This is a genomic window from Halocynthiibacter styelae (genome assembly GCF_016123485.1).
In the GTDB taxonomy this organism is placed as follows: Bacteria; Pseudomonadota; Alphaproteobacteria; order Rhodobacterales; family Rhodobacteraceae; genus Halocynthiibacter; species Halocynthiibacter styelae.
In genome coordinates, this window is record NZ_JADCKQ010000009.1 from 51,545 (window position 1) to 72,522 (window position 20,978).

At 55.3% G+C, this 20,978-nt stretch carries 18 protein-coding genes; 8 read left to right on the top strand and 10 right to left on the bottom strand.

Going from position 1 to position 20,978, the window contains the following annotated elements:
* Positions 1 to 115: 115 nt before the first annotated feature.
* Positions 116 to 1,951 (top strand): M3 family oligoendopeptidase, encoded by a 1,836-nt coding sequence (locus tag H1D41_RS12375; protein ID WP_228849200.1) that lies wholly within the window; start codon positions 116 to 118, stop codon positions 1,949 to 1,951.
* 100 nt (positions 1,952 to 2,051) lie between these two features.
* A complete protein-coding gene (locus tag H1D41_RS12380; RefSeq protein WP_228849201.1) occupies positions 2,052 to 2,657 on the top strand; it encodes a hypothetical protein in 606 nt (201 codons plus the stop codon).
* Positions 2,658 to 2,669: 12 nt separating this feature from the next.
* On the opposite strand, the gene H1D41_RS12385 is transcribed toward H1D41_RS12380, so the two are convergent.
* Both H1D41_RS12385 and H1D41_RS12390 read right to left on the bottom strand, forming a co-directional pair.
* On the bottom strand, positions 2,670 to 4,133 hold the full coding sequence (locus H1D41_RS12385) for a sulfatase-like hydrolase/transferase (RefSeq protein ID WP_228849202.1): 1,464 nt from the start codon (positions 4,131 to 4,133) through the stop codon (positions 2,670 to 2,672).
* A gap of 93 nt (positions 4,134 to 4,226) precedes the next feature.
* The gene (locus H1D41_RS12390) at positions 4,227 to 4,496 is read right to left on the bottom strand and encodes a DksA/TraR family C4-type zinc finger protein (RefSeq protein WP_228849203.1); all 270 of its coding nucleotides are present in this window, start codon (positions 4,494 to 4,496) and stop codon (positions 4,227 to 4,229) included.
* Between the two features lie 117 nt (positions 4,497 to 4,613).
* Between H1D41_RS12390 and H1D41_RS12395 the strand changes: the two genes are divergently transcribed.
* Positions 4,614 to 5,789: a dipeptidase gene (locus tag H1D41_RS12395; protein ID WP_228849204.1), complete on the top strand. Its 1,176-nt coding sequence runs from the start codon at positions 4,614 to 4,616 to the stop codon at positions 5,787 to 5,789.
* 10 nt (positions 5,790 to 5,799) lie between these two features.
* Positions 5,800 to 6,621, top strand: a complete 822-nt coding sequence (locus H1D41_RS12400) for a M90 family metallopeptidase (RefSeq protein WP_228849205.1) — start codon at positions 5,800 to 5,802, stop codon at positions 6,619 to 6,621.
* A gap of 51 nt (positions 6,622 to 6,672) precedes the next feature.
* Here the strand turns inward: H1D41_RS12400 and rpoH are convergent, their stop codons facing one another.
* From rpoH to H1D41_RS12415, 3 genes are all read right to left on the bottom strand, one after another.
* The gene (gene rpoH, locus H1D41_RS12405; RefSeq protein WP_107498550.1) at positions 6,673 to 7,569 is read right to left on the bottom strand and encodes an RNA polymerase sigma factor RpoH; all 897 of its coding nucleotides are present in this window, start codon (positions 7,567 to 7,569) and stop codon (positions 6,673 to 6,675) included.
* A 294-nt stretch (positions 7,570 to 7,863) separates the two neighbouring features.
* Positions 7,864 to 8,376: an imm11 family protein gene (locus H1D41_RS12410; RefSeq protein WP_228849206.1), complete on the bottom strand. Its 513-nt coding sequence runs from the start codon at positions 8,374 to 8,376 to the stop codon at positions 7,864 to 7,866.
* A gap of 62 nt (positions 8,377 to 8,438) precedes the next feature.
* Positions 8,439 to 9,485, bottom strand: coding sequence for an RluA family pseudouridine synthase (locus H1D41_RS12415; RefSeq protein WP_228849207.1), 1,047 nt, complete (start codon positions 9,483 to 9,485; stop codon positions 8,439 to 8,441).
* Between H1D41_RS12415 and H1D41_RS12420 the strand changes: the two genes are divergently transcribed.
* Positions 9,484 to 9,813: a DUF6476 family protein gene (locus H1D41_RS12420; protein WP_228849208.1), complete on the top strand. Its 330-nt coding sequence runs from the start codon at positions 9,484 to 9,486 to the stop codon at positions 9,811 to 9,813. The two genes, H1D41_RS12415 and H1D41_RS12420, sit on opposite strands and share 2 nt — an antisense overlap.
* Here H1D41_RS12420 and H1D41_RS12425 read toward each other — a convergent pair whose 3' ends face one another.
* From H1D41_RS12425 to acdA, 4 genes are read right to left on the bottom strand one after another with little or no spacing between them, the layout of a single operon-like run.
* Positions 9,814 to 11,841, bottom strand: a complete 2,028-nt coding sequence (locus H1D41_RS12425; protein WP_228849209.1) for a tetratricopeptide repeat protein — start codon at positions 11,839 to 11,841, stop codon at positions 9,814 to 9,816.
* Between the two features lie 28 nt (positions 11,842 to 11,869).
* A complete protein-coding gene (locus tag H1D41_RS12430) occupies positions 11,870 to 13,066 on the bottom strand; it encodes a CaiB/BaiF CoA transferase family protein (protein ID WP_228849210.1) in 1,197 nt (398 codons plus the stop codon).
* A 2-nt stretch (positions 13,067 to 13,068) separates the two neighbouring features.
* Complete coding sequence (locus H1D41_RS12435) at positions 13,069 to 14,685, bottom strand: thiamine pyrophosphate-binding protein (protein ID WP_228849211.1); 1,617 nt, start codon at positions 14,683 to 14,685, stop codon at positions 13,069 to 13,071.
* Positions 14,682 to 15,917: a 3-sulfinopropanoyl-CoA desulfinase gene (gene acdA, locus H1D41_RS12440; RefSeq protein ID WP_228849212.1), complete on the bottom strand. Its 1,236-nt coding sequence runs from the start codon at positions 15,915 to 15,917 to the stop codon at positions 14,682 to 14,684. The genes H1D41_RS12435 and acdA overlap by 4 nt, the downstream gene beginning before the upstream one ends.
* Before the next feature lie 92 nt (positions 15,918 to 16,009).
* Between acdA and H1D41_RS12445 the strand changes: the two genes are divergently transcribed.
* A complete protein-coding gene (locus H1D41_RS12445) occupies positions 16,010 to 16,870 on the top strand; it encodes a LysR family transcriptional regulator (RefSeq protein WP_228849213.1) in 861 nt (286 codons plus the stop codon).
* Here H1D41_RS12445 and H1D41_RS12450 read toward each other — a convergent pair.
* Complete coding sequence (locus H1D41_RS12450; RefSeq protein WP_107498558.1) at positions 16,858 to 17,553, bottom strand: cyclic nucleotide-binding domain-containing protein; 696 nt, start codon at positions 17,551 to 17,553, stop codon at positions 16,858 to 16,860. The genes H1D41_RS12445 and H1D41_RS12450 overlap by 13 nt on opposite strands.
* 240 nt (positions 17,554 to 17,793) lie before the next feature.
* On the opposite strand from H1D41_RS12450, the gene H1D41_RS12455 reads away from it, so the two are divergent.
* Together H1D41_RS12455 and H1D41_RS12460 are read left to right on the top strand one after the other, a co-directional pair.
* Complete coding sequence (locus H1D41_RS12455; RefSeq protein WP_228849214.1) at positions 17,794 to 19,242, top strand: MFS transporter; 1,449 nt, start codon at positions 17,794 to 17,796, stop codon at positions 19,240 to 19,242.
* Between the two features lie 61 nt (positions 19,243 to 19,303).
* Positions 19,304 to 20,911, top strand: a complete 1,608-nt coding sequence (locus tag H1D41_RS12460) for an antiporter (RefSeq protein ID WP_228849215.1) — start codon at positions 19,304 to 19,306, stop codon at positions 20,909 to 20,911.
* Positions 20,912 to 20,978 lie beyond the last annotated feature (67 nt).

The window sequence follows — 20,978 nt, forward strand, 5'->3', positions numbered from 1 at the left end:
GACGCAGAAAGCAACTCGACCCAGGTCTGCTGCATCTGCAAGGCAATTGGCTTTTCTCTTGTCTCTGTCGCTCCGCACGCCTATCTCAGAAGGAACCAATTTCTGAGAGGTCTCTATGCAGTTTTCCCTTCCACTCAATGCACCCGTACTGACACGCGATGCAGCCACTGAAACCGGGGGTGATGCGCTTGGCAATCTGCCGGAATGGAACCTCGATGATCTGTACACCGCTGAAGACGCGCCCGAACTAAACGCCGATATGTCCTGGCTGGAAGAAAACTGCGCGAAATTCGCAGCGGACTATGCAGGAAAACTGGGCGGTCTTGATGCAAGCGCCATGCTGGCCTGTATCCAGACCCAGGAAGAGATCAACCAAAAGGCCGGGCGCATCATGTCCTATGCGGGCCTGCGGTATTATCAGAACACCATGGATGCGGGCCGTGCGCAGTTTATGCAGAACTGCCAGGAAGCCCTGACCGAATACACCAGCCATCTTGTGTTCTTCTCGCTTGAATTCAACCGTCTGAACGAAGATCATCTGGCGGGCTTGCTGGCTGAGAACGCTGATCTGGCCCGCTACAAACCCGTCTTTGATCGCATGCGCGCGATGAAACCGCATCAGCTGTCCGATGAGCTGGAACAATATCTGCACGACCAGTCCTCTGTTGGGGCTGCCGCCTGGAACACGCTGTTTGACGAAACCATCGCGGGCCTGATGTTCAACATGAACGGCGAAGAGCTGAACCTTGAGGCAACCCTGAACTTCTTGACCGACCAAGACCGTTCCAAACGCGAAGCCGCATCACATGAGTTGGCACGGGTGTTTGGCGAAAACGTCCGTCTCTTTGCCCGCGTGCACAACACGCTTGCGAAAGACAAAGAGGTCGAAGATCGTTGGCGCAAAATGCCGTCCCCCCAGGCCGGCCGTCACCTGTCCAACCACGTGGAACCCGAAGTGGTCGAAGCCTTGCGCAACGCCGTTGTCGCTGCCTACCCCAAGCTGTCGCATCGCTATTATGCGCTGAAGGCGAAATGGCTAGGCCTTGAGACCATGCAAACCTGGGACCGCAACGCGCCGCTGCCGATGGAAAGCGAACGCCTGGTCAGCTGGGACGAAGCCCGCGCGATTGTTGACGGCGCATATGGCGATTTCGACCCACGCATGAAGGAAATCGCAGCCCCGTTTTACGACAAGGGCTGGATTGACGCCGCCGTGAAACCCGGCAAGGCCCCTGGTGCCTTTGCGCATCCCACCGTGGCCAATGTGCATCCTTATGTGATGTTGAACTATCTTGGCAAACCGCGTGATGTCATGACTTTGGCACATGAGCTTGGCCACGGCGTGCACCAGGTTCTGGCGGCGGATCAGGGCGAGATGCTGTCTTCGACCCCACTGACCTTGGCAGAAACCGCATCCGTGTTTGGTGAGATGCTGACCTTCCGCAAGCTGCTTGATGGCGCAAAGGACCAGGCAGAACGCAAAGTCATGCTGGCGGGCAAAGTTGAAGACATGATCAACACGGTGGTGCGCCAGATCGCGTTTTATGACTTTGAATGCAAACTGCACGCAGCACGCGCCGAAGGAGAGTTGACCCCGGACGACATCAACGCGCTTTGGATGTCCGTGCAGGCACAAAGCCTTGGCCCGGTGTTTGAATTTGCGCCTGGCTACGAAACCTTCTGGGCCTACATCCCGCATTTCGTGCACTCGCCCTTCTACGTCTACGCCTATGCGTTTGGCGATGGCCTCGTGAATGCGCTTTATGCGGTTTACGAGGAAGGCGATGCGGATTTCCAGGAGAAATACTTCGACATGCTCAAAGCCGGTGGCTCCAAGCACCACTCCGAACTGCTCGCGCCCTTCGGCCTAGACGCCTCAGACCCTGCCTTCTGGGACAAAGGCCTGAGCATGATTTCCGGCATGATTGATGAGCTGGAGGCGATGGAGTAACCTCCCACACCGGTATTTACTGCTTTTCCTGTTCACATATAGTTAGTGCAGGAAAAGCAGACCATATCAGATTCGCTCAGACATTTGACAAAGGTGCTGCATGGCACAGGATCAATATCAGGACTATCTCCGCTACAATAAACTGGGCCTACGCAAGGAAGCTGGCAAATCTGTCCTATGCTTCCTTGAGACGATATCGTCGTTTTCTGAAAAGGAAAAATGGACGCGTGAAAACCTGCTGACATGCCCGAAAAACGGCGCGGGCAGAATCCGGCACGAGATCTACGAAGGCGTTGTTCTTCCGGTATTGTTAAAGGGCTATCAGAGTAATGATCCCGAATACATCTATCTGCTGGCCATGAGTTACCAGAACCTTATTGCCTGCCGGGATGTCCATCAGAGACTAGTATATGTTCCAAAGCTTGAACTTCTAAAGAAAGCTCACTCCCTTGCCCCTGACGAGCAAAGATATGAAAAGGCCCTATTGGATGAGCTAATGGAAGCTCTCTGGTTTTGCGACCATGAATGGCCTGCAGGGTTACTGGGCGACAATTACCCCTTTGCAGCCCTCTGGAATGACATCGCAATGGCACGAGAGCTGGACAAGACCGATATCTATGCAGATCGTCTGAACGAACTCTCAGATCGGCTTGAGCAATACAGTAAACAGCAGGAAACGCTCACGCGTGACCAACTACAAAGCTAGAAGCCCCTTCCCTCACAAAGCTGACCCTTCCCGCATTTTGTCCTGCTCGGACGGTGTCGGCGTGTGGTTGAAGACATAGGCGTTTTCACAGGCGTCTGCGCCGCCCAGTTCCGCGATGCGGGCTTTCTGATCTGCGAAGGCACGGGCGTTGACCTCTTCCGGGTTGCAGATTTCATGCAGTCGCTTCAGACCTTCGGCAAGCGCGGCATGAACCTCAGCCCCGCTTTCCCCTGCCAGATCACGCATCTCACGCGAGTCCGCTTCCAGATCGAACAACTGCGCAGGCTGGCCCACATAATGCACGTATTTCCAACGGTCCCAGCGCACCATGAATGTGCCGGTCTTTGATCCGCCATCATGATATTCACTGAACACCGTGCGGTTCGGATCATCCGCCGCATTGCCAATCACACGCAGGGACTGACCGGGCAACGCCTGACTTGCGGCATCATCCGCAACGCCTGTGACCTCCCGTGCGGTGGCGGCCAGATCCAGCAGGCTTGTACCGGTTTTCACCCGTCGCCCCGCCGCGACGCCGGGACCGGCAGCAATCATCGGCACCCCGGCAGAGGCCTCATACATCACCTGTTTCGTCCAGAAGCCCATATCCCCCATCATATCACCGTGGTCAGACACATAGACAATCACCGTATCCTCAAGTTGCCCGCTATCTTCAAGCGCCGTCAGGATACGCCCGACACAGTGATCCATGAAACTGGTCAGCGCATAATAGGCGGCTTTGGCTTCGCGGGTCTTTGTCTCATCGAAATGGGCGCCGTAGTCAAAGAAACTGCGGATATTGGCAAGTTCCGGGTGATCCGGGCGCTCTCCGGAGTTGCGGCCATATGGTAGATCCATTTCTGCCGGGTCATACATATCATACCATTCCTGGGGTGCCGTCAGTGGATAATGCGGGCTGACCAGCGAGATAAACCCGGCCCAGGGCTTTTCCTTGCGCACAGGATCCGCCAGCCAGACCTCTGCCGCATCGGTGATCGCGAGGTCATAGTCCGTGTAGGTCGAAGGCCCCGCCCCGACATCTGCGGCCAGTTCCGCAGCGGAATCGTAAGACGGGGGGTTTTCACGCAAAAGCCCCACGGCCCAGCCTACACCACCCACCACATGCATCGGCAGAATTTCCTCCGTAAACCCGTTATCATCCTCGCCCGAGCGAAAGTGCAGCTTGCCAATGGAAGTCACCGGCACGCCCCCATCGCGTAACTGCCGCATCCAGCTGCGCGGTTCACCATTGTATGGCGTCGCGCTGTCCCAATGGCCGGATTTATGCACATGATCCCCGGTGGCAATGGCGGCCCGTGTGGGCACGCACATGGGCGATGGCGTATAGGCATTTTCAAACACCGTGCCCCGCGCAGCCAAAGCATCGAGGTTCGGGGTTTTCACAATCGGATGCCCCATGCAACCCATGGTGTCGCGGCGGTGTTCATCTGAGATAAGGATCAGGAAATTGGTCACGGGGCGGGTTCCTCTGCTGGCACGCGCATAAGTGAACGCTGCACTACTTACCTCTCCCCCGTCAATCACAGATCGGCCATGTCAGGCAGTGGCTTACTTCAGTTGGCTGTCTTTAGATCCGCGTCGATTGATGCCGCCACGCGCCTTAAACGCCGTATCGCGTTCCGCCACACACTCAATACACAGTTTCACGCCGCGCACGGCTTCTCGCCGGGCCTGTGGGATTTCTTCTTCGCATTCCGCACAGAACTTCAGGCTTTCGCCAACGGGCTGCGCACGGGATTTCATGCGGGCAAGTTCATCGTTCACGCTTGCCTCAATCTGTTCAGATACAGCCCCGTCTTTTGCCCATCCGCCTGCCATGGTCTATCCTCCGTCTTCCACCACAAGACTGACGCAACGACAGCATAAGTGCAAGCCTGCGGGGCTTGTCAGATCCGGGATTTCCCCTAAGCTGCCCCCATAACAGGAGGAATTTTCATGCGGGTTTTCGGGAAATGGCTGGGACGGTTTTTGATAGTGGTTGTGGCGGCTGTTGTGGCTTTTCTGGCCTTTGCACCGGGGTATGTTGAAAGCCAGCGCAACGCCGTGTCACCCCATGATCCCTGGCCGGTTTCGGATGAGGCTGCGACGCTGCATGAAAACCTTCTGGTCGGCGACTGGCATTCTGACAGCCTGCTCTGGCGGCGGGATCTGACGCGGCGCGCAAACCGGGGCCATGTGGACCTGCCGCGCCTGATCGAAGGCAATGTTGCGCTGCAGATGTTCACGGCGGTCACCAAAAGTCCGCGTGGCCAGAACTACAGCAGAAACGCCGCAGACGCGCCTGATAACATTACACTTCTTGCCATGGGCCAGCGCTGGCCCGCGCGCACCTGGGACAGCCTTCTGGAACGTGCGCTGTATCAGGCAGAACGTCTGCACGGGTTTGAGGATAAAGCACCCGAGATGCTGCAGATCATCCGCAATCAGGCAGATCTGGATGCAGTTCTGGCCCGCCGTACAGCAGGTGAAGATGTCGTCGGTGGCCTGCTTGGGATTGAAGGCGCACATCCGCTGGAAGGCGATATGGCGAACCTTGATAAGCTGGTCGACGCTGGTTACCGGATGATCGGACTGCAGCATTTCTTTGACAATGAACTGGGCGGATCCCTGCACGGCACATCTGACCAGGGGTTGACGGATTTCGGCCGCGAACTCGTGCGTGCAGTTGCCGCCCGCCCCCTGATTATTGACCTTGCACATTCCAGCCCACAGGTGGCCCGCGATGTGCTTGCCATCACCGACGTGCCGCTTGTGGTCAGCCACACTGGCCTGCATTCCGCCTGTCGCGTAAAACGTAACTTTGAAGACCCTCTGATGCGGGAAATTGCAGCAACCGGCGGCGTGATTGCTATCGGCTACTGGGCCGATGTGACCTGCAATGAAAGCCCCGCCGGCGTGGCTTCGGTCATCCGTCAGGCGATTGCTGTGCTGGGCGAAGATCACGTGTCGCTGGGATCAGATTTTGACGGATCCGTGCGCACAGGGTTTGACACATCCGAACTTGCCGCCCTCACCCATGCGCTGATAAATGAAGGCGTGACAGAGCCTCAGATCCGCAAGGTTATGGGGAAAAACATGCTGCGTGTTCTGCGCGACCGACTAGAGGAATGATCTGAAAACAATGCTGTTTCTTTCTGCTCTTGTCATCGTAATCCTGGTTGCATCTGTCATCGTCTTTCGTCGTTTCCAGGAAAAACGCAGGCGTACAGCCCTGTTGGCTTCCTCTCTGAACGCGTATGAGAGGAACATCATTGCGCATGAAGTTCCTCTTTATCGTCAGTTGCCGGACAACATCCGGCACCCTCTGGAAGGTAAGATAAATCTCTTCCTGCATCAGGTGGAATTCCTTGGGTGCGACGGGCTGGAGGTCACGGAAGAAATGCGCCTGTCAATTGCCGCTCAGGCCTGCCTGCTGGTGGTGAACCGCAACATCTGGTTCGACACGCTGCGCACGCTGCTGATCTATCCCGGTGCCTTTAAATCTGTGCAACCTCGCCGCAACGGATTTGTTGTGACAAAACGTGAAATCATCCGCGCAGGCGAAAGCTGGCACCGCGGACCAGTGATCCTGTCCTGGGCGCATAGTTTGCGTGGCGCACAAAACCCTGTCGATGGCCAGAATGTGGTTATTCACGAATTTGCCCATCAGATCGACGATCTGACCGGCCAGACCAATGGCGTGCCCCTGCTGGCAAGAGGACAAAGCTTTGCGGATTGGGAAAACGCCATTCTGCCCGCCTATGAACAACACGTAAAGGATGTCGAACGTGGCCGTAAAACCGTGCTGGATGCTTACGGTGCTGAGGGACATGAAGAATTTTTCGCCGTTGGCACAGAAACGTTCTTTGAGAAACCTGAAGCCATGCAAAAGGATATGCCAGAGGTCTATCACCAGTTTGTAATGCTGTTCGGTATGAACCCGCTTGACTGGCAGGCAAAATAAAAAGGCGACCTGACGGGCCGCCTTTCCTATCAATACAAATTTCAGTCGCGATCAGCTGCGTTCCAGCAGGCCTTTTTGGCGGGCCAGTTCGCGCATGCGTTTCTGCAGCTTTTCAAAGGCGCGCACTTCGATCTGACGGATGCGTTCGCGGCTGACGTCATATTCGCCGGACAGGTCTTCCAGCGTCTTTGGCTGATCCTCAAGGCGGCGCTTCATCAGGATGTCTTTTTCCCGGTCATTCAGCGCTTCCATGGCTTCAGCCAGTAGCTCACGACGTGTTTCCAGCTCGTCCTTCGCTTCATAGTCGCCCGCCTGATCCGCATCTTCATCTTCCAGCCAGTCCTGCCATTGCATGGTGCCTTCGCCTTCAGACCCAACGGTCGCGTTCAGCGAGGCATCACCACCGGACATACGGCGGTTCATAGAGATGACTTCCTGTTCGGTTACACCCAGGTCATTGGCGATACGTGCCACATTTTCCGGGCGCAGATCGCCTTCTTCCAGCGCGCCAATCCGGTTCTTCGCCTTACGCAGGTTGAAGAACAATTTCTTCTGGGCGCTTGTTGTGCCCAGTTTCACCATAGACCAGGACCGCAGAACATATTCCTGAATGCTGGCACGGATCCACCACATAGCGTAGGTCGCCAGACGGAAGCCTTTTTCCGGATCAAAGCGTTTCACCGCCTGCATAAGGCCAACGTTTGCTTCTGAAATCACCTCAGCCTGCGGCAGACCGTAACCACGATAGCCCATGGCGATTTTCGCGGCGAGACGCAGGTGGGACGTTACCATTTTGTGGGCGGATTCAGAATCCTGATCTTCCACCCAGCGTTTGGCCAGCATGTATTCTTCTTCCGGCTCAAGCAGCGGGAATTTACGGATTTCCTGCATATAGCGGTTCAGCCCCTGTTCCGGGCTTGGCGCTGGAAGATTTGCATAATTGCTCATATCGGCCCTCGTCCTGTAAAATACGGGCTTACCCCACCCGCTGCGCAAACTTATGTTTACGCGATTAACATACTATCAGATAGTTCGTCCTAGCACATTTTCAAGCCCCCGCCCTAACAAATGCGCCTTAATGCACGGTTAAGTGACGCGATAAAAACTCTCTATTTTAACCTGATTAACCATCACATCAGAGATACACCTCTGAAAAACGCGATTCATGCCCTTGAAAACCCACGATCTTATGGGCTTTAAAATCTGCATACAACGCGTCCGAAACGACGGGATCGCCACGTTTCAGATCGGCATCTGTCCACAGATGGCGTTCACCAACCACGCTTTGACGCACATCAACCGAGGGTGAAGAGCGGTTGGCGTAAGCGATTCCAGTTTTGGGTTAACACGACGCCAGGCAAGGTCTGATTCCTCAATCACCAACCCGCCGTCTAACGGTTCCTGTGGGTAAAAGAAGAAATGATCAGTATTCAACAACTCCCCTCGAGGCTTCCCCTCTCCTTTGAATGCATAAATTTCGACAGGAACGTAGATATGTTGCGCCGGATCCTTTGCCTCAACCAAATCGCGAAAACGCTGACTGACCAGAGTGTCGCTGGTTGTTGCCCCAATTGTATAGTCAGGGCGGGTCTTGTCTTTTGTGGTCTGCAGCAGGCGAATAGGCCAGTGTTTCTCATCAGGCACCTTCCCCCTGCGGATTAAGAACAAGGCATCCTCCTGGCCAGGTTCATACACCAGATCTAACGGGTTTCTGGTATGGGCATTCCACGCGATCTTGTCCAGCTTCCAGGGCATTAATGTGTTCCTTCTGCAATAAAGTCGTGGCTTATAACGGACACATTCACACAGAAAGAAGGCTAGCTTGTGATGCCCGCCCGCAATTTATCCGCCAGCCCCTGCATATCCACAGGATCCGGTGCTTCAAAACGCAATGTCTCGCCGGTATCAGGATGCACAAACCCAAGGCTGGCCGCATGCAGCGCCTGACGGGGGAAGGCGCGCGCGGCGGCGGCGGCCACTGGACCAACCGCTTTATCCGCCAGTTTGCGTTTACCACCATAGGTCTGATCCCCGATCAATCCATGACCCGCGTGTGTCATATGCACACGGATCTGGTGTGTGCGGCCGGTTTCAAGCCAGCATTCCACCTTGGCCGCCACCGCAGGATTGCCATAGCTTTCCAGAATACGCACCCGTGTCACCGCATGGCGTCCACCCGTGAAAATCGCCTGCTGTTTCTGACGGTCATGTTTGTGCCGCGCCAGCATGGTGGTGATTTTCATGATGTTGCTGGTTTCGAAATTCACGCCCTTCACGCCGCGCAGGCGTGGATCAAAGGCATCCGGCACACCGTAAACCATCGCGTGGTAGTGGCGTTCAACCGTGTGTTTCTCAAACTGTTTTGCCAACCCCTGATGGGCTTTATCGGTTTTCGCAACCACCAGCAGACCGGACGTATCTTTGTCGATCCGGTGCACAATGCCCGGACGCGCCTTACCACCGACACCCGACAGATCACTGCCGAAATGATGCAGCAGGGCATTCACAAGCGTGCCAGATGGCGTGCCTGGGGCGGGATGCACCACCATACCCACGGGTTTATTCACCACAATCAGGTGATCATCCTCATAGAGGATTTCCAGTGGAATATCTTCCGGCAGAATGTGTGTGTCCTGCGCCTGTGGCACGGCAATAGAGATCACATCGCCTGAAGCCACTTTCGCCTTCTGATCCGTGACAACCACACCTGCGCGGCTGACAGCCCCTTCTGCGATCAGTTTCGCAAGGCGCGAGCGTGACAGCGCAGCTTCCTCTGGCACATCGCGCGCAAGGGCTTTATCAAGACGAGGCGGAGGATTTTCCGCAATCACGACCTCAATGATATCCTGAGAAAGATCCTGCATGTCTGATGTCCCTTCTGACGTCCCGAATGAAGAACCGGTGGAACTGCCCGCCAGCCTGAAGTTTCTGAAACTGCTGGTCACAGTGCTGACCGGCGTGATGATCCTGGGCGTTGTAGTGATCATTTACCTGCTTGTCACGCAGCTAACGCGCATGCCAGATCCTCTGGTGCTGCCGGAGGTGATTTCCCTGCCCGAAGGCCACAGCACCACGGCGTTTACCCGCGGCACAGACTGGTTTGCCGTGGTGACAGAAAGTGAGGCTGGCGAGGCGATCCTGATCTATGACCTGGGCAGCGGCGCATTGCGTCAGGAAATCACGGTGGAGTAACTATTCCTGCGTCGGTTGAGGTGCAAAGTCGAGATCATACCCCTTCACTTCCCAGGCCAGATCGAGCCGGTTCTGACGCAGGTTTTCATGGAAATACAAATCCTGGAAAAATACCTGTTTCCCGCCCACCTCTTGCGCAGATTGCAACCGTGTCTGTTCCTGAAGCACTAGGGTTCCCTCACTGCCCGGATAGCAGCCCATAATCGCATCATATAATATAATGGCCTGCGCAACTGTGATCATATTGTCTTGCTTAACCTCAATCTGGGCGATTGTTGCCCCTGTGTAAGATGTAGCAGCAACAATCCATGATTTGTCCGGATCCTGCATCGCTTCATAAAGTGAAATTCCGTTTTCAAGTGGCTCCAAAATTCCCGGCTCTGCTACAGCGCTTAACTCAATCGCGTCTTCACAACTGATTTCAGGCCGATCGCCACGCTTTTCCGGCCAAAGCGACGGGCAATCATCTCCCGCCCCCAGGCAGTTCACCAAAAACAAACCGGCAGCCTTTGCATTCTCTGGCTCACGCCGAACCAACCCCTGAAGCGCGAATGCACTTAGTGCGAACTCTTCGCGCGTCGAATGAAGTGACCCCAGAAGATACAGCGCAAAACGATCCCCCGGCTCAGCATCAATCTGATCGGTTAATTCAGCAATCCGCGCCTCGGCCTGGCCGCTCTCATTCACCATCCGCGCCAGTTGCATAAACAATTGGCGTTCATCCTTTGCCTCCGCCTGCAACAGGTCAAATTCCGCCTCAAGCAGCTCTGCCGCCTGCACATATTCCCCAGACTCTTCCAGCGCATCAACCCATTTCTCAGTGATTGAGGCCCGGTCAGGTGTATGTTCGACTACGATAGTATTGTGGATTTGAGCAACATCATCCTCACGATCCAGCTGTTTCAAAGTATATAACAGCGCTCTTATTCCCCTGTCATGCTCAGGATCGATCTCAAGCGAACGTATTATAAGCCCCAGGCCAATCTCATACTCCCCATCCAAACGGTGAAGCCAAGATTTATGACGCAGTGTATACGCGTGATCAGAGGCAATTTCATATGCGATTTGTACGGCTTCGCGCGCCTCCTCAAAGCGATCCAGTTTTTGGTAACGCCAGGAAAGACGGGTCCAGGCACCCGCGACATCTTGAGAGGAAGCATTTTCAGGAACAAGAGCCAGGCCGCGCTCAAAGGCGCCGACGGTTTTCTCATAGTCTTCATCATCGACATCAGTGTATTCATCGGCCATCTCAAGCCAAAACAAATATTCCAGTGTTTTCAGGTCAGGATTGGCCTGTGTAAGCTGATCCAAAATATCGTCCAGATCATCCTGACGCTCCATCAAGCTTAACAAATATGGCAATTCTCCAACGGCCCAATCATCCGTTGGTCCCAGTTCAAGGGCGCGGATAAGTATCGGCAGTGCTATGTCATATGCACCGTTTTTCCGGTGTAGCCAGGCATTAATTTCAACAGTGTATGGATAATCCGGCGCAATTCCCATGGCGGTTTCGGACGCGACCATCGCATCACTCAAACGTCCCGCAGCCTCATAGCGCCAGGCCAGTTGGCTCCAGATGTTTGCAACCCGCTCAGTTGGATAACTTTCCGGCAACACATCAAGCGCTCGCTCAAAAAGTTCAACGGAATTCTCATATTCCTGTGAATCGGATAACGCAGAGGCTCCAGTCAACAAGGCGCGATAGCGGTCATCCCAGTCACTGTTTTGTAATTCAGTCAGTTCACGAATTGCAAACGCCACCTGACCCGATTCATGCAAACCGAAATAACGCCAATAACGGAATTGGTAGTGTTCATTTGCATGAAAGCCGCCCCCCTCTAACAGTTCGTTGCAAGCGGCGACACCCTCCGCCGGGAAGCTTCCTGCCTGGGCACATGCAAACATCATGCGTTTGTCTGGTTTTTGGCTCCAAACAAATGCCGCAGCAACAACGCAAAAGATCGAAATGAGACGTAGTGTTCCAGATGACATAATGGTGACCTTAAAAATCTTGCCTCCATTTGACATGCGATTATGTCTAAAAGTTGTTAGTCACTCACATTTTTCGCTTGAGTTCCGCCAGAACCGCATCTGTATCTGCCCCAAAACGCGGCGGGGCACGGCGGTAAGTAACCGGGGTTGCAGAGAAGTTCAGAGGGTTGCCCAGCACCGGGATCACACCGTCGGCAGCGTCATCCGAGGGCAGACCCGGTGCCATGTTGCGCGCGGCCACCTGGTCGCTTTCCATCACCTGATCCAGCGTATTCACAGGGCCAACCGGCACTTTGATCGCTTCAAGACCTGAAATAATCTCTGCCATCGGGATCTTCGCCAGTTCAGGTTCAATCATCGCATAAAGCGTGTCGCGGTTTTCAAGCCGCGCGGGGTTGGTCGCATAACGCGGATCAGAGGCATGTTCGCCCAGACCCAGCCACGTCATAAATCGCTGAAACTGCGTGTCATTGCCAACAGCCAGGATCACATGCCCATCACTTGCCGCACAGGTTTTATAGGGCACAATATTGGGGTGACCATTGCCACGCCGTTTCGGCAGTTCGCCCGATACCCGGTAGTTCACCCCCTCATTGATCAGCCATGCAATCTGACTGTCCACCAATGCAATATCAATCTGCTGCCCTTCCCCGGTCGCATCGCGATGACGCAGGGCCGCGAGGATCCCCGTGGTCGCATACATGCCGCACATCACATCTGCGATGCCAACGCCGACTTTCATCGGCTCGCCTTCGGGTTCGCCCGTCAGCGACATGATCCCGCCATAGCCTTGGGCCATCAGATCATAGCCGGGTTTTGAAGCATTCGGGCCGGTCTGACCGTAGCCAGAGATCGAACAATAAACGAGGCCAGGCAGATCATCTTTCAGGCTGGCATAATCCAGCCCGTATTTCGCAAGAGACCCGGGTTTAAAATTCTCAATCAGCACATCTGCATCTGCCGCCAGATCACGGATCACCTGCTGGCCCTCGGGCGTGGAAATATCCACAGAAACGGATCGTTTATTGCGATTGGCACAGATGAAATAAGCACTGATATCACTGTCAGACCCATCCGCCATTTCCACATAGGGCGGGCCCCAGGCGCGGGTATCATCGCCGCCCGTGCGCGGATTTTCGATCTTGATCACATCCGCCCCCATATCCCCCAGAAGCTGGGTGCAGGTCGGACCAGCCAGAATGCGCGACAGATCGAGAACTTTCAGCCCGTGCAGGGGGCCATTTACCGGGGTTTCAGACATGATCAGATCTTTCCATCATAGGCGCGGGCTTCAATTTCTGCCGCAATCACGGTGAATGTACCCGCCGTTTTCGCCGCTTCAAGTGCTGCGCGCAGCTCGTCACGATTTGTCACACGATAGCCCTGCCCGCCCAGCGATCTGCCAAGACCTGCAAAATCATGCCGCCCAAAGGCCACCCCATGTTTCGCCATCTGACGGCCACGTTGTTTCAGCTCGATCAGGGCAAGTTCCGCATCGACAAAGACAACAAAGATTGGGTTGCCGCCCAATTCCGCAGCAGTCGCCAGTTCTCCCGCGCACATCAATGTGCCCGCATCACCTGAGAAACTGATCACCTGACGATCCGGGGCTGCGAATTTCGCCCCCATCGCCAGAGGCAGCGCGCAGCCCATGGTGCACAGCGCCGAGCTTTGCAGCAAACCACGTGGGCTGTCACAGTTCCAGATCTGAGACAGAAGGATACGGTGTGCGCCACTGTCTGCGGTGGCGATGGTGCCTTCCGGCATGGCGTCACGACATTCCGCGATCACCGCTGCAGGCCCCCAGTCTTCCGATACGTCAAACAGGTCCGAAAGCGCCGCTTTCGCCGTCGCAATCTTATTTCCAGACCAAGTTTCAACTGGCTCAACACCCTGGCTCAGCGCCTTCAGAGTTGCGCCAGTATGCGCGATGAAATTCACTGTCGCCTGATGCATGTAATGATCATTCATAACCGGCGCGATATCGATGACATTAACCTGCGCAGGATCCCAGATTTCACGCCAGCCCGGGCGCATTTCAATCGGGTCATAGCCCGCGCAAATGATCAGATCCGCGTCTTTGACAAAAGGCACAAGCACCGTATCTGCACGCGGCGACAGGCCCGCGCCCCCAAGGCAAAGCGGATGATCCTCGCGCAAAACGCCCTTAGCTTTGTAGCTGGTGATCACGGGGATGTTGAAGCGTTCTGCAAACGCCTGCAGATCCGCGTGAGAACCTTCAGTCAGCACATCAAGCCCGGCAATAATGACAGGTTTCTTCGCTTTACCCAACCATTCACGCGCCTGCGCAAGATCCGGGCCTAAAGGAACCACTGGACTTGCAGGCGCGAGGCGACGCAGACGTTTTGGGGCAACCTCCATATCTGCAACCGAAATCGGCACGTCAATATGCACAGGGCCCGGGCGCGGCGCCATCGCAATAGACACCGCCTTATCTGCAATAATATCAGCACCTTCAGCAGTTAACTTAAAGGTTGCCTTGGTGACCTCATTTAGTACCGCCTGGTGATCCAGAACCTGGTGGGTATAGGTCAGGGCTTCGTCATCATCGACACAACCTGACAGCACAATCATCGGCACGCGATCCTGATGGGCGTTGGCAATCACATTGACGCCGTTCAGAACCCCAGGCCCTAATGTCGCCACCAGGATACCAGGCGCGCCATCCACGTGATGCACGCCTTCCGCCATAAAGCCCGCCGCATTTTCGTGCTTACAGAGGGTGAATTTGATGCCCGCGTTTTCCAGCGCATCCACCATGGTCAGAACCTCGCCGCCGGGCATGCCAAAGGCGTGGCGGCATCCGGCCTCATACAGGCGGCGGGCCACCAGATCTGCGGCACGTGTTACTTCAGTCATTTTACGGATCCTTCGGCGATTTTTACGTAACCATCACGGGTTTGCGGCACTTTAATGCCCAGCAGGCCACCCGCAACCTGTGTTTTGAGAATTTGCGCCGTACCTCCCCCGATTGTGAACATACGGACATCGCGGTACATGCGTTCAAGCGGCTCCTGGCTGCCATAACCGCGCGCACCAAACATCTGCAGCGCGTCATTCACAACAGATATCGCATTTTCACTGGCGAACATTTTCGCTCGCGCTGCCAGATGCATGTCCGGAAAGCCCTTGCCGCACAGTGTCTGCGCCGCCTCACGTAACATCAGACGCGACGCATGCACTTTTGCGTCCATCTCAGCCAACATCCATTGCAACCCCTGAAATTCCCCAATGGGCCGCCCGAATTGTTCCCGTTCCTTCAGGTAGCGCGTGGCATGGTCCAGCGCGCCAGCGGCGATGCCCATAGCAATTGTCCCCGCACCCACGCGCTGACTGTTATAAGCTGTCATCAGATCGGCAAAACCACGTTTAAAACCGGAGGGCGGCAGAACGACCATATCATCTGCGATAAAGGCATCCTCAAAATGCAACTCTGCCTCGGGCATGCCACACAGCCCCATGGTACGTTCACGTCGCGCGACAGTGAATCCTTCGCAATCGTCACCATTGTCCGGGTCATGTAACAGAAGAAATCCACCAATGCCCTGATCCACACCTGCATCATCCAGCACCCGCGCAAAAACCAGATGCAGCTTTGACATGCCCCCGCCGGTGATCCAGTGTTTCACCCCGTTCAGACGATATCCGCCCTTCACCTTTTGCGCTGTGCTGGTCATTTCTGTGGCGGCGGATCCCGCATCCGGTTCTGTGATGCAGATCGCTGGTTTATCGCCCGCGAGCACATATTTCGCGCAGAATGCCTTCTGTTTCTCCGTCCCATAAGCCATCACCGCGCTGATACCACCCATATTGGCCTCAACAATAATACGGGCGGTCAGGGTGCAGTGGCGGGCCACCTCTTCAACCACATCAACGACCTGAAGGAAACTCGCCCCCTGCCCGCCATATTCACGTGGGATCGACATACCCATGAGTTTCGCAGCCACAAGATCGGGAATGTTCTCATGACAATATTCGCGGCTTTGGTCCCATTTATGCGCCCGCGCCGCAAGCGTCGGGCCAAGGCCACGGGCCGCTTTCAGAGGCAGGGTTTCGGTAGGGATCACAGGTGAAGCAGAAAGGTCAGACATCGGGGCATCCTTTGTTGTTACGCCCTCGCTACGCCGCTTGAAACTTAACATCAATCGAATATAAGTGAAGCATAAATTAAGGATCACTGAACATGAACATCCAGAGCCTGCGTACCCTGTTAAGCATCTCAGAAACCGGATCTTTTTCAGAAACGGCGGGCCTTCTGAACATGACCCTGCCTGCGGTTTCCATGCAGATGAAAGCCCTGGAAGAAAACCTTGGTGCGAAGCTGTTTGACCGCACTGCCCGCCCGCCACGGATGACACCAGAGGCACGGGCGCTTTTGCCGGATGTCCGGGTGATCCTGGCCGCACGCGCCCGTATTGAGGCCATGAGCCAGGAAGATGATGGATTACGCGGGCGTTACCGGATCGGATTTGTGCCGACAACCAGCGTGCGTCTGCTGCCCGGATTTCTGAAACAGGCGCAGAGCCAGGCACCAGAGGCCCGGTTTGAAGCCTCAACCGGGTTGTCCGCAACCCTGTGCAGCGCCGTGCAGGCGGGCACTTTGGACTGCGCCGTGGTCACAGATGACGATCTGCCCGACGGGCTGCACTGCACGACGATCAGCACCGAGGATATGGCACTGGCCCTGCCGGATGGGTTTGAAGGTGCAGCCCTGTCTGATCTGCCCAATGCCCTGCCGTTCCTGCAATTCCTGCCTGCTGGGGGCATCGGGCGACATATCGGCACCTGGCTGCGGGAAAACCGGCATCAGCCGAAGGATCGCATCACGTTTGATATGGTGGAACCGATCATTGAATGCCTGTCACATGGGATCGGTTATACGATCCTGCCACGTCCGGATCTGGAACGTTGGCCTGACAAACCCTTCCACATCCGCCCCCTGCCCGGCACGCCGCTGACGCGGGATCTGGTCTTTGTAGCACGTGATGGCATGCTGGGCGAAACTGCGCGGGCACAGATCCTTGCGATGCTTCAGAACCGCTGATCGTCAATGCCGGGCGTCGGTTTTGCCAGCCCGGTCAGATCGGCCTTATTTGTCAGACGTACGTCATATCCGCTGACCTCAACCCCATACGGGCCCAGCGCCTTAATCGCACGGGACAGATTTTCCGGGGTCATACCGAGGTAAGACGCCAAAGCACGTTTCTCCAGCGGCAGGCGGAATTCATCCGCGCCATATTCCACGCTTTTGCGCAGCATATAGTTGGCCAGCCGTTCAATTGAGGATCGCAGCTTCAGGTTCTTACTGCTTTTCACAACAGACCGGTAACATTGCGCAAGTTCCGTCACCACGGCCCGGGCAAAGCCTGCGTCTTTATCAAAAACATCACGCACGTCAGCTGAAGGCAGCATGATCAGGCGGGATTTCTCCATTGTGCGGGAACTCATGAGATAAGGTGCATCGCGCACTGTGGCGGCCAGAATGAAGGTTGAGACCGGGCGTACAATCGCCATGGTGCTGTCGCTACCATTCCAGGACGCATAAAGTTCGACGCTGCCCGACATCAGCACATAAAGAAAATCCGCACGATCCCCTTCATGTGTCAGTTCCACCTGTGGCGGGAACATCTGCACATAGGCCCCCCGCATCAGACGTTCAAAGTTGTCGGATTCCATATTTCGAAAGAGATCCAGTTTCAGGATCTCCGGAATGTCTGACTCGCGCATGGCTTGCTACCCTTTTCCCCTGCAACGTGTATCACGTCGCAATTGACAAAAATCAAGTAACATTTTCGAATTTGCAAACCGCAGCTTGACAAAATGTCGCAACGCACACCACGCATTTCGGTTATCCATTTATTTCAACAGGCAAAAATCCGCTTTTGATCTAAGTCAAGTTTTCCCCCAACCGGAAGGCGCAAACCCTGACCAGAGCCCACAAAACGGGCAGAGTATCTGGAGGGACAGATGGAGCTACAAAACAAAGCCACAAGTCTCTGGCGAAATTTCTTTAACGTCAGAATGGTTCAAATCCGTACATTTCACATGACATGGTTTGCGTTCTTCGCATGTTTCTTCGCATGGTTCGGCATCGCGCCGATGATGATCATCGTGCGCGAAGAACTGGGCCTGACCAAATCCCAGGTCGGCTGGACCATCATCGCATCCGTTGCCGTGACCGTGTTCGCGCGCTTCTTTATCGGCTGGTTCTGTGACCGGGTCGGCCCGCGCATCGCCTATACATCCCTGCTGCTAGTCGGGTCTTTGCCTGTTGCGGGGATCGGCCTTGCCAACAGCTTTGAAAGCTTTCTGATCTTTCGCCTGCTGATCGGTGTGATTGGCGCGTCTTTCGTGATCACTCAATACCACACCACCGTGATGTTTGCGCCCAACGTGGTTGGTACTGCAAATGCGACCTCTGCGGGCTGGGGCAACCTGGGTGGCGGTGTCACACAGATCGTTATGCCTTTGATCTTCACAGGCTTTATCGTTGGCTTCGGTTTCACAGATGCGGCTGCATGGCGTGCGTCTATGGTACTGGTTGGTGGTGTGACATTTGGCATCGGGATCGCTTATTTCTTCCTGACACAGGACGCGCCTGACGGGAACTTCAAAGACCTGCGCGCCCAGGGCAAGATGCAGTCAAAGGACAAAGTCACTGGCGCATACTTTGCTGCAATGGCCGACTACCGTGTCTGGCTGATGTTCGTGATCTACGGCGCGTGTTTTGGCATTGAGCTGTTGGTCAACGGGTCTATCGCGCTCTATTTTGTCGACTACTTTGACTTCTTCAAAGGCATGCCACTGGCCCGTGCTGCGGTGACCGCGGGTATGATTGCCGGTCTGTTCGGTCTGATGAACATCTTTGCCCGGACATTGGGCGGCATCTTTGGCGACAACTTTGCAGCACTCTGGGGCCTGAAAGGTCGCACAACCTGGTTGTTCATTGCCCTGTTGGGCGAAGGCCTTGCGCTGATGTTGTTCAGCCAGATGCCCATCCTGGTTCTCGCGATCCCAACCCTGATCCTGTTCTCTCTGTTCACACAGATGTCTGAAGGCGCAACCTATTCCGTGGTGCCATTCGTCAACAAAAAAGCACTTGGCGCGGTTGCCGGTGTGGTGGGTGCAGGCGGGAACGCCGGTGCGGTTCTGGGCGGGTTCCTGTTGAAAAGCGAAGCTTACAACAGCAACTGGGACGATGCCTATCTGACCATTGGTATGATCGTAACCTGCGTATCCGTTCTGGCCCTGTTCATCCGTTTCTCACCTGAACAGGAAGCTGAAGAACGCGCCTTGTTTGAAAAAGCCAGCATCGATGGCCTGCAGATGCATGCAGATCAAGCCAACGCAGCCCTGGCACGATCCGTGGCGATTGTTGAGGACTACAACCGCACACACCCTGACAACAAAGCATAACAATACTCACAGGCGGGTCATCCGGACCCGCCGCAACCCTCACACTGAGGAGGAACTAAAATTGGGACAAGATCTTAGAAACTATACACCAGAAGACGAAACCTTCTGGCAGAATGAAGGGAAGGCGATTGCGAACCGCAACCTCTGGATCTCCATTCCATCGCTGCTTTGCGGCTTTGCGGTCTGGCTGTACTGGGGCATCATCACCGTTCAGATGATCAACCTTGGGTTCGGCTTTGAAAAATCTGACCTGTTCACTTTGGGTGCGATTGCTGGTCTGACCGGTGCGACCCTGCGTATCCCGTCCACATTCTTCGTGCGTATCGCGGGGGGACGGAACACTATTTTCTTCACCACCGCCCTGTTGATGATCCCTGCCCTTGGCGCGGGTTACTATCTGCAAGACCCGAACACACCGCTGTGGAAATTCCAGGTTCTGGCATTCCTGTCCGGTATCGGTGGCGGTAACTTCTCATCCTCCATGTCCAACATTTCTTTCTTCTTCCCGAAAAAGATGCAGGGCTATTCCCTGGGCATGAACGCGGGTCTTGGCAACTTTGGTGTGACCACCATGCAAATCCTGATCCCGCTGGTGATGACCTTTGGTCTGTTCGGTGGCGAAGGCCGTGAGCTGGTGAACACTTCCGGCACACTGATCGGTAAAATCCCTGCGGGCACTGAAACTTACATTCAGAACGCTGGTTTTGTCTGGCTCTTGTTCCTCGTACCGCTTGCCTTTGCAGGCTGGTGGGGCATGAACAACATCCGTGATGAACATGTATCCCCTGACATCCCGTCCCCTGTAGGCGCATTTGGCACCATCACCGGTATGTTGCTGGTGGGTTTCCTGACCGCCGCTTTTGGTCTGTGGCTGATGTTGCCTGCGAAAGTTGGTGGGTCTGGCTTTATGATCTCTAAGTGGATCGTTCTGCCCATCGTGATCGCGCTGACTGTGTTCCTCTTGAAAATGATCCCCGGTCAGGTCGGTCAGAACCTGTCACGTCAGTATAAGATCTTCGGCAACAAGCACACCTGGGCGATGACCGTGATCTACACCATGACCTTTGGTTCTTTCATCGGTTATGCGGCGACCTTTGCCCTGGCCATCAAAGTTGTCTTCGGCTTCCAGCACGTTGAGATTGACGGTGTGATGACCCATGATCTGGCCAACCCGAACGGCCCTTCTGCCCTGATGTATGCCTGGATGGGCCCCTTCATCGGCGCGCTGATCCGTCCGGTTGGTGGTATGATTGCTGATAAACTGGGTGGCGCACGTGTGACACAGTGGATCTCTATCGTGATGGTTGGTTCCGCCCTGGGTGTGGCTTACTTCCTGAAGCAGGCTTACGTGTCCGCAACCCCGGAAGAGTTCTTCTTCCCCTTCATGATCCTCTTCCTGATCCTGTTCGCAGCAACTGGTATCGGCAACGGGTCCACCTTCCGCACCATCGCTGTAGCGTTCAACAAAGAGCAGGCTGGTCCTGTACTGGGCTGGACCGCTGCGGTGGCTGCTTATGGCGCCTTCATCATCCCGAAAGTGTTTGGTGAGCAGATCAAAGCCGCGACACCTGAATACGCGCTTTACGGTTTTGCAGTCTTCTACGGCGTCTGCATCCTGATCAACTGGTGGTTCTACCTGCGCCCCGGCGCCTACATCAAGAACCCTTGATTTCCGACACTTCAGTTCCGGCCACCCTGGCCGGGGCTGAGCCAGCCCGCCCCGCCCTTCCGCACTT

What these genes read in the sequence shown, in the direction of transcription:
- H1D41_RS12445 (WP_228849213.1), top strand. Translation starts at nt 16,010, where the DNA reads ATGAACATCCAGAGCCTGCGTACCCTGTTAAGCATCTCAGAAACCGGA.
- H1D41_RS12410 (WP_228849206.1), bottom strand. Translation starts at nt 8,376, where the DNA reads ATGCCCTGGAAGCTGGACAAGATCGCGTGGAATGCCCATACCAGAAAC.
- H1D41_RS12415 (WP_228849207.1), bottom strand. Translation starts at nt 9,485, where the DNA reads ATGCAGGATCTTTCTCAGGATATCATTGAGGTCGTGATTGCGGAAAAT.
- H1D41_RS12380 (WP_228849201.1), top strand. Translation starts at nt 2,052, where the DNA reads ATGGCACAGGATCAATATCAGGACTATCTCCGCTACAATAAACTGGGC.
- H1D41_RS12375 (WP_228849200.1), top strand. Translation starts at nt 116, where the DNA reads ATGCAGTTTTCCCTTCCACTCAATGCACCCGTACTGACACGCGATGCA.
- H1D41_RS12435 (WP_228849211.1), bottom strand. Translation starts at nt 14,685, where the DNA reads ATGACTGAAGTAACACGTGCCGCAGATCTGGTGGCCCGCCGCCTGTAT.
- H1D41_RS12455 (WP_228849214.1), top strand. Translation starts at nt 17,794, where the DNA reads ATGGAGCTACAAAACAAAGCCACAAGTCTCTGGCGAAATTTCTTTAAC.
- H1D41_RS12425 (WP_228849209.1), bottom strand. Translation starts at nt 11,841, where the DNA reads ATGTCAAATGGAGGCAAGATTTTTAAGGTCACCATTATGTCATCTGGA.
- H1D41_RS12420 (WP_228849208.1), top strand. Translation starts at nt 9,484, where the DNA reads ATGTCTGATGTCCCTTCTGACGTCCCGAATGAAGAACCGGTGGAACTG.
- H1D41_RS12400 (WP_228849205.1), top strand. Translation starts at nt 5,800, where the DNA reads ATGCTGTTTCTTTCTGCTCTTGTCATCGTAATCCTGGTTGCATCTGTC.
- rpoH (WP_107498550.1), bottom strand. Translation starts at nt 7,569, where the DNA reads ATGAGCAATTATGCAAATCTTCCAGCGCCAAGCCCGGAACAGGGGCTG.
- H1D41_RS12430 (WP_228849210.1), bottom strand. Translation starts at nt 13,066, where the DNA reads ATGTCTGAAACCCCGGTAAATGGCCCCCTGCACGGGCTGAAAGTTCTC.
- acdA (WP_228849212.1), bottom strand. Translation starts at nt 15,917, where the DNA reads ATGTCTGACCTTTCTGCTTCACCTGTGATCCCTACCGAAACCCTGCCT.
- H1D41_RS12450 (WP_107498558.1), bottom strand. Translation starts at nt 17,553, where the DNA reads ATGCGCGAGTCAGACATTCCGGAGATCCTGAAACTGGATCTCTTTCGA.
- H1D41_RS12390 (WP_228849203.1), bottom strand. Translation starts at nt 4,496, where the DNA reads ATGGCAGGCGGATGGGCAAAAGACGGGGCTGTATCTGAACAGATTGAG.
- H1D41_RS12395 (WP_228849204.1), top strand. Translation starts at nt 4,614, where the DNA reads ATGCGGGTTTTCGGGAAATGGCTGGGACGGTTTTTGATAGTGGTTGTG.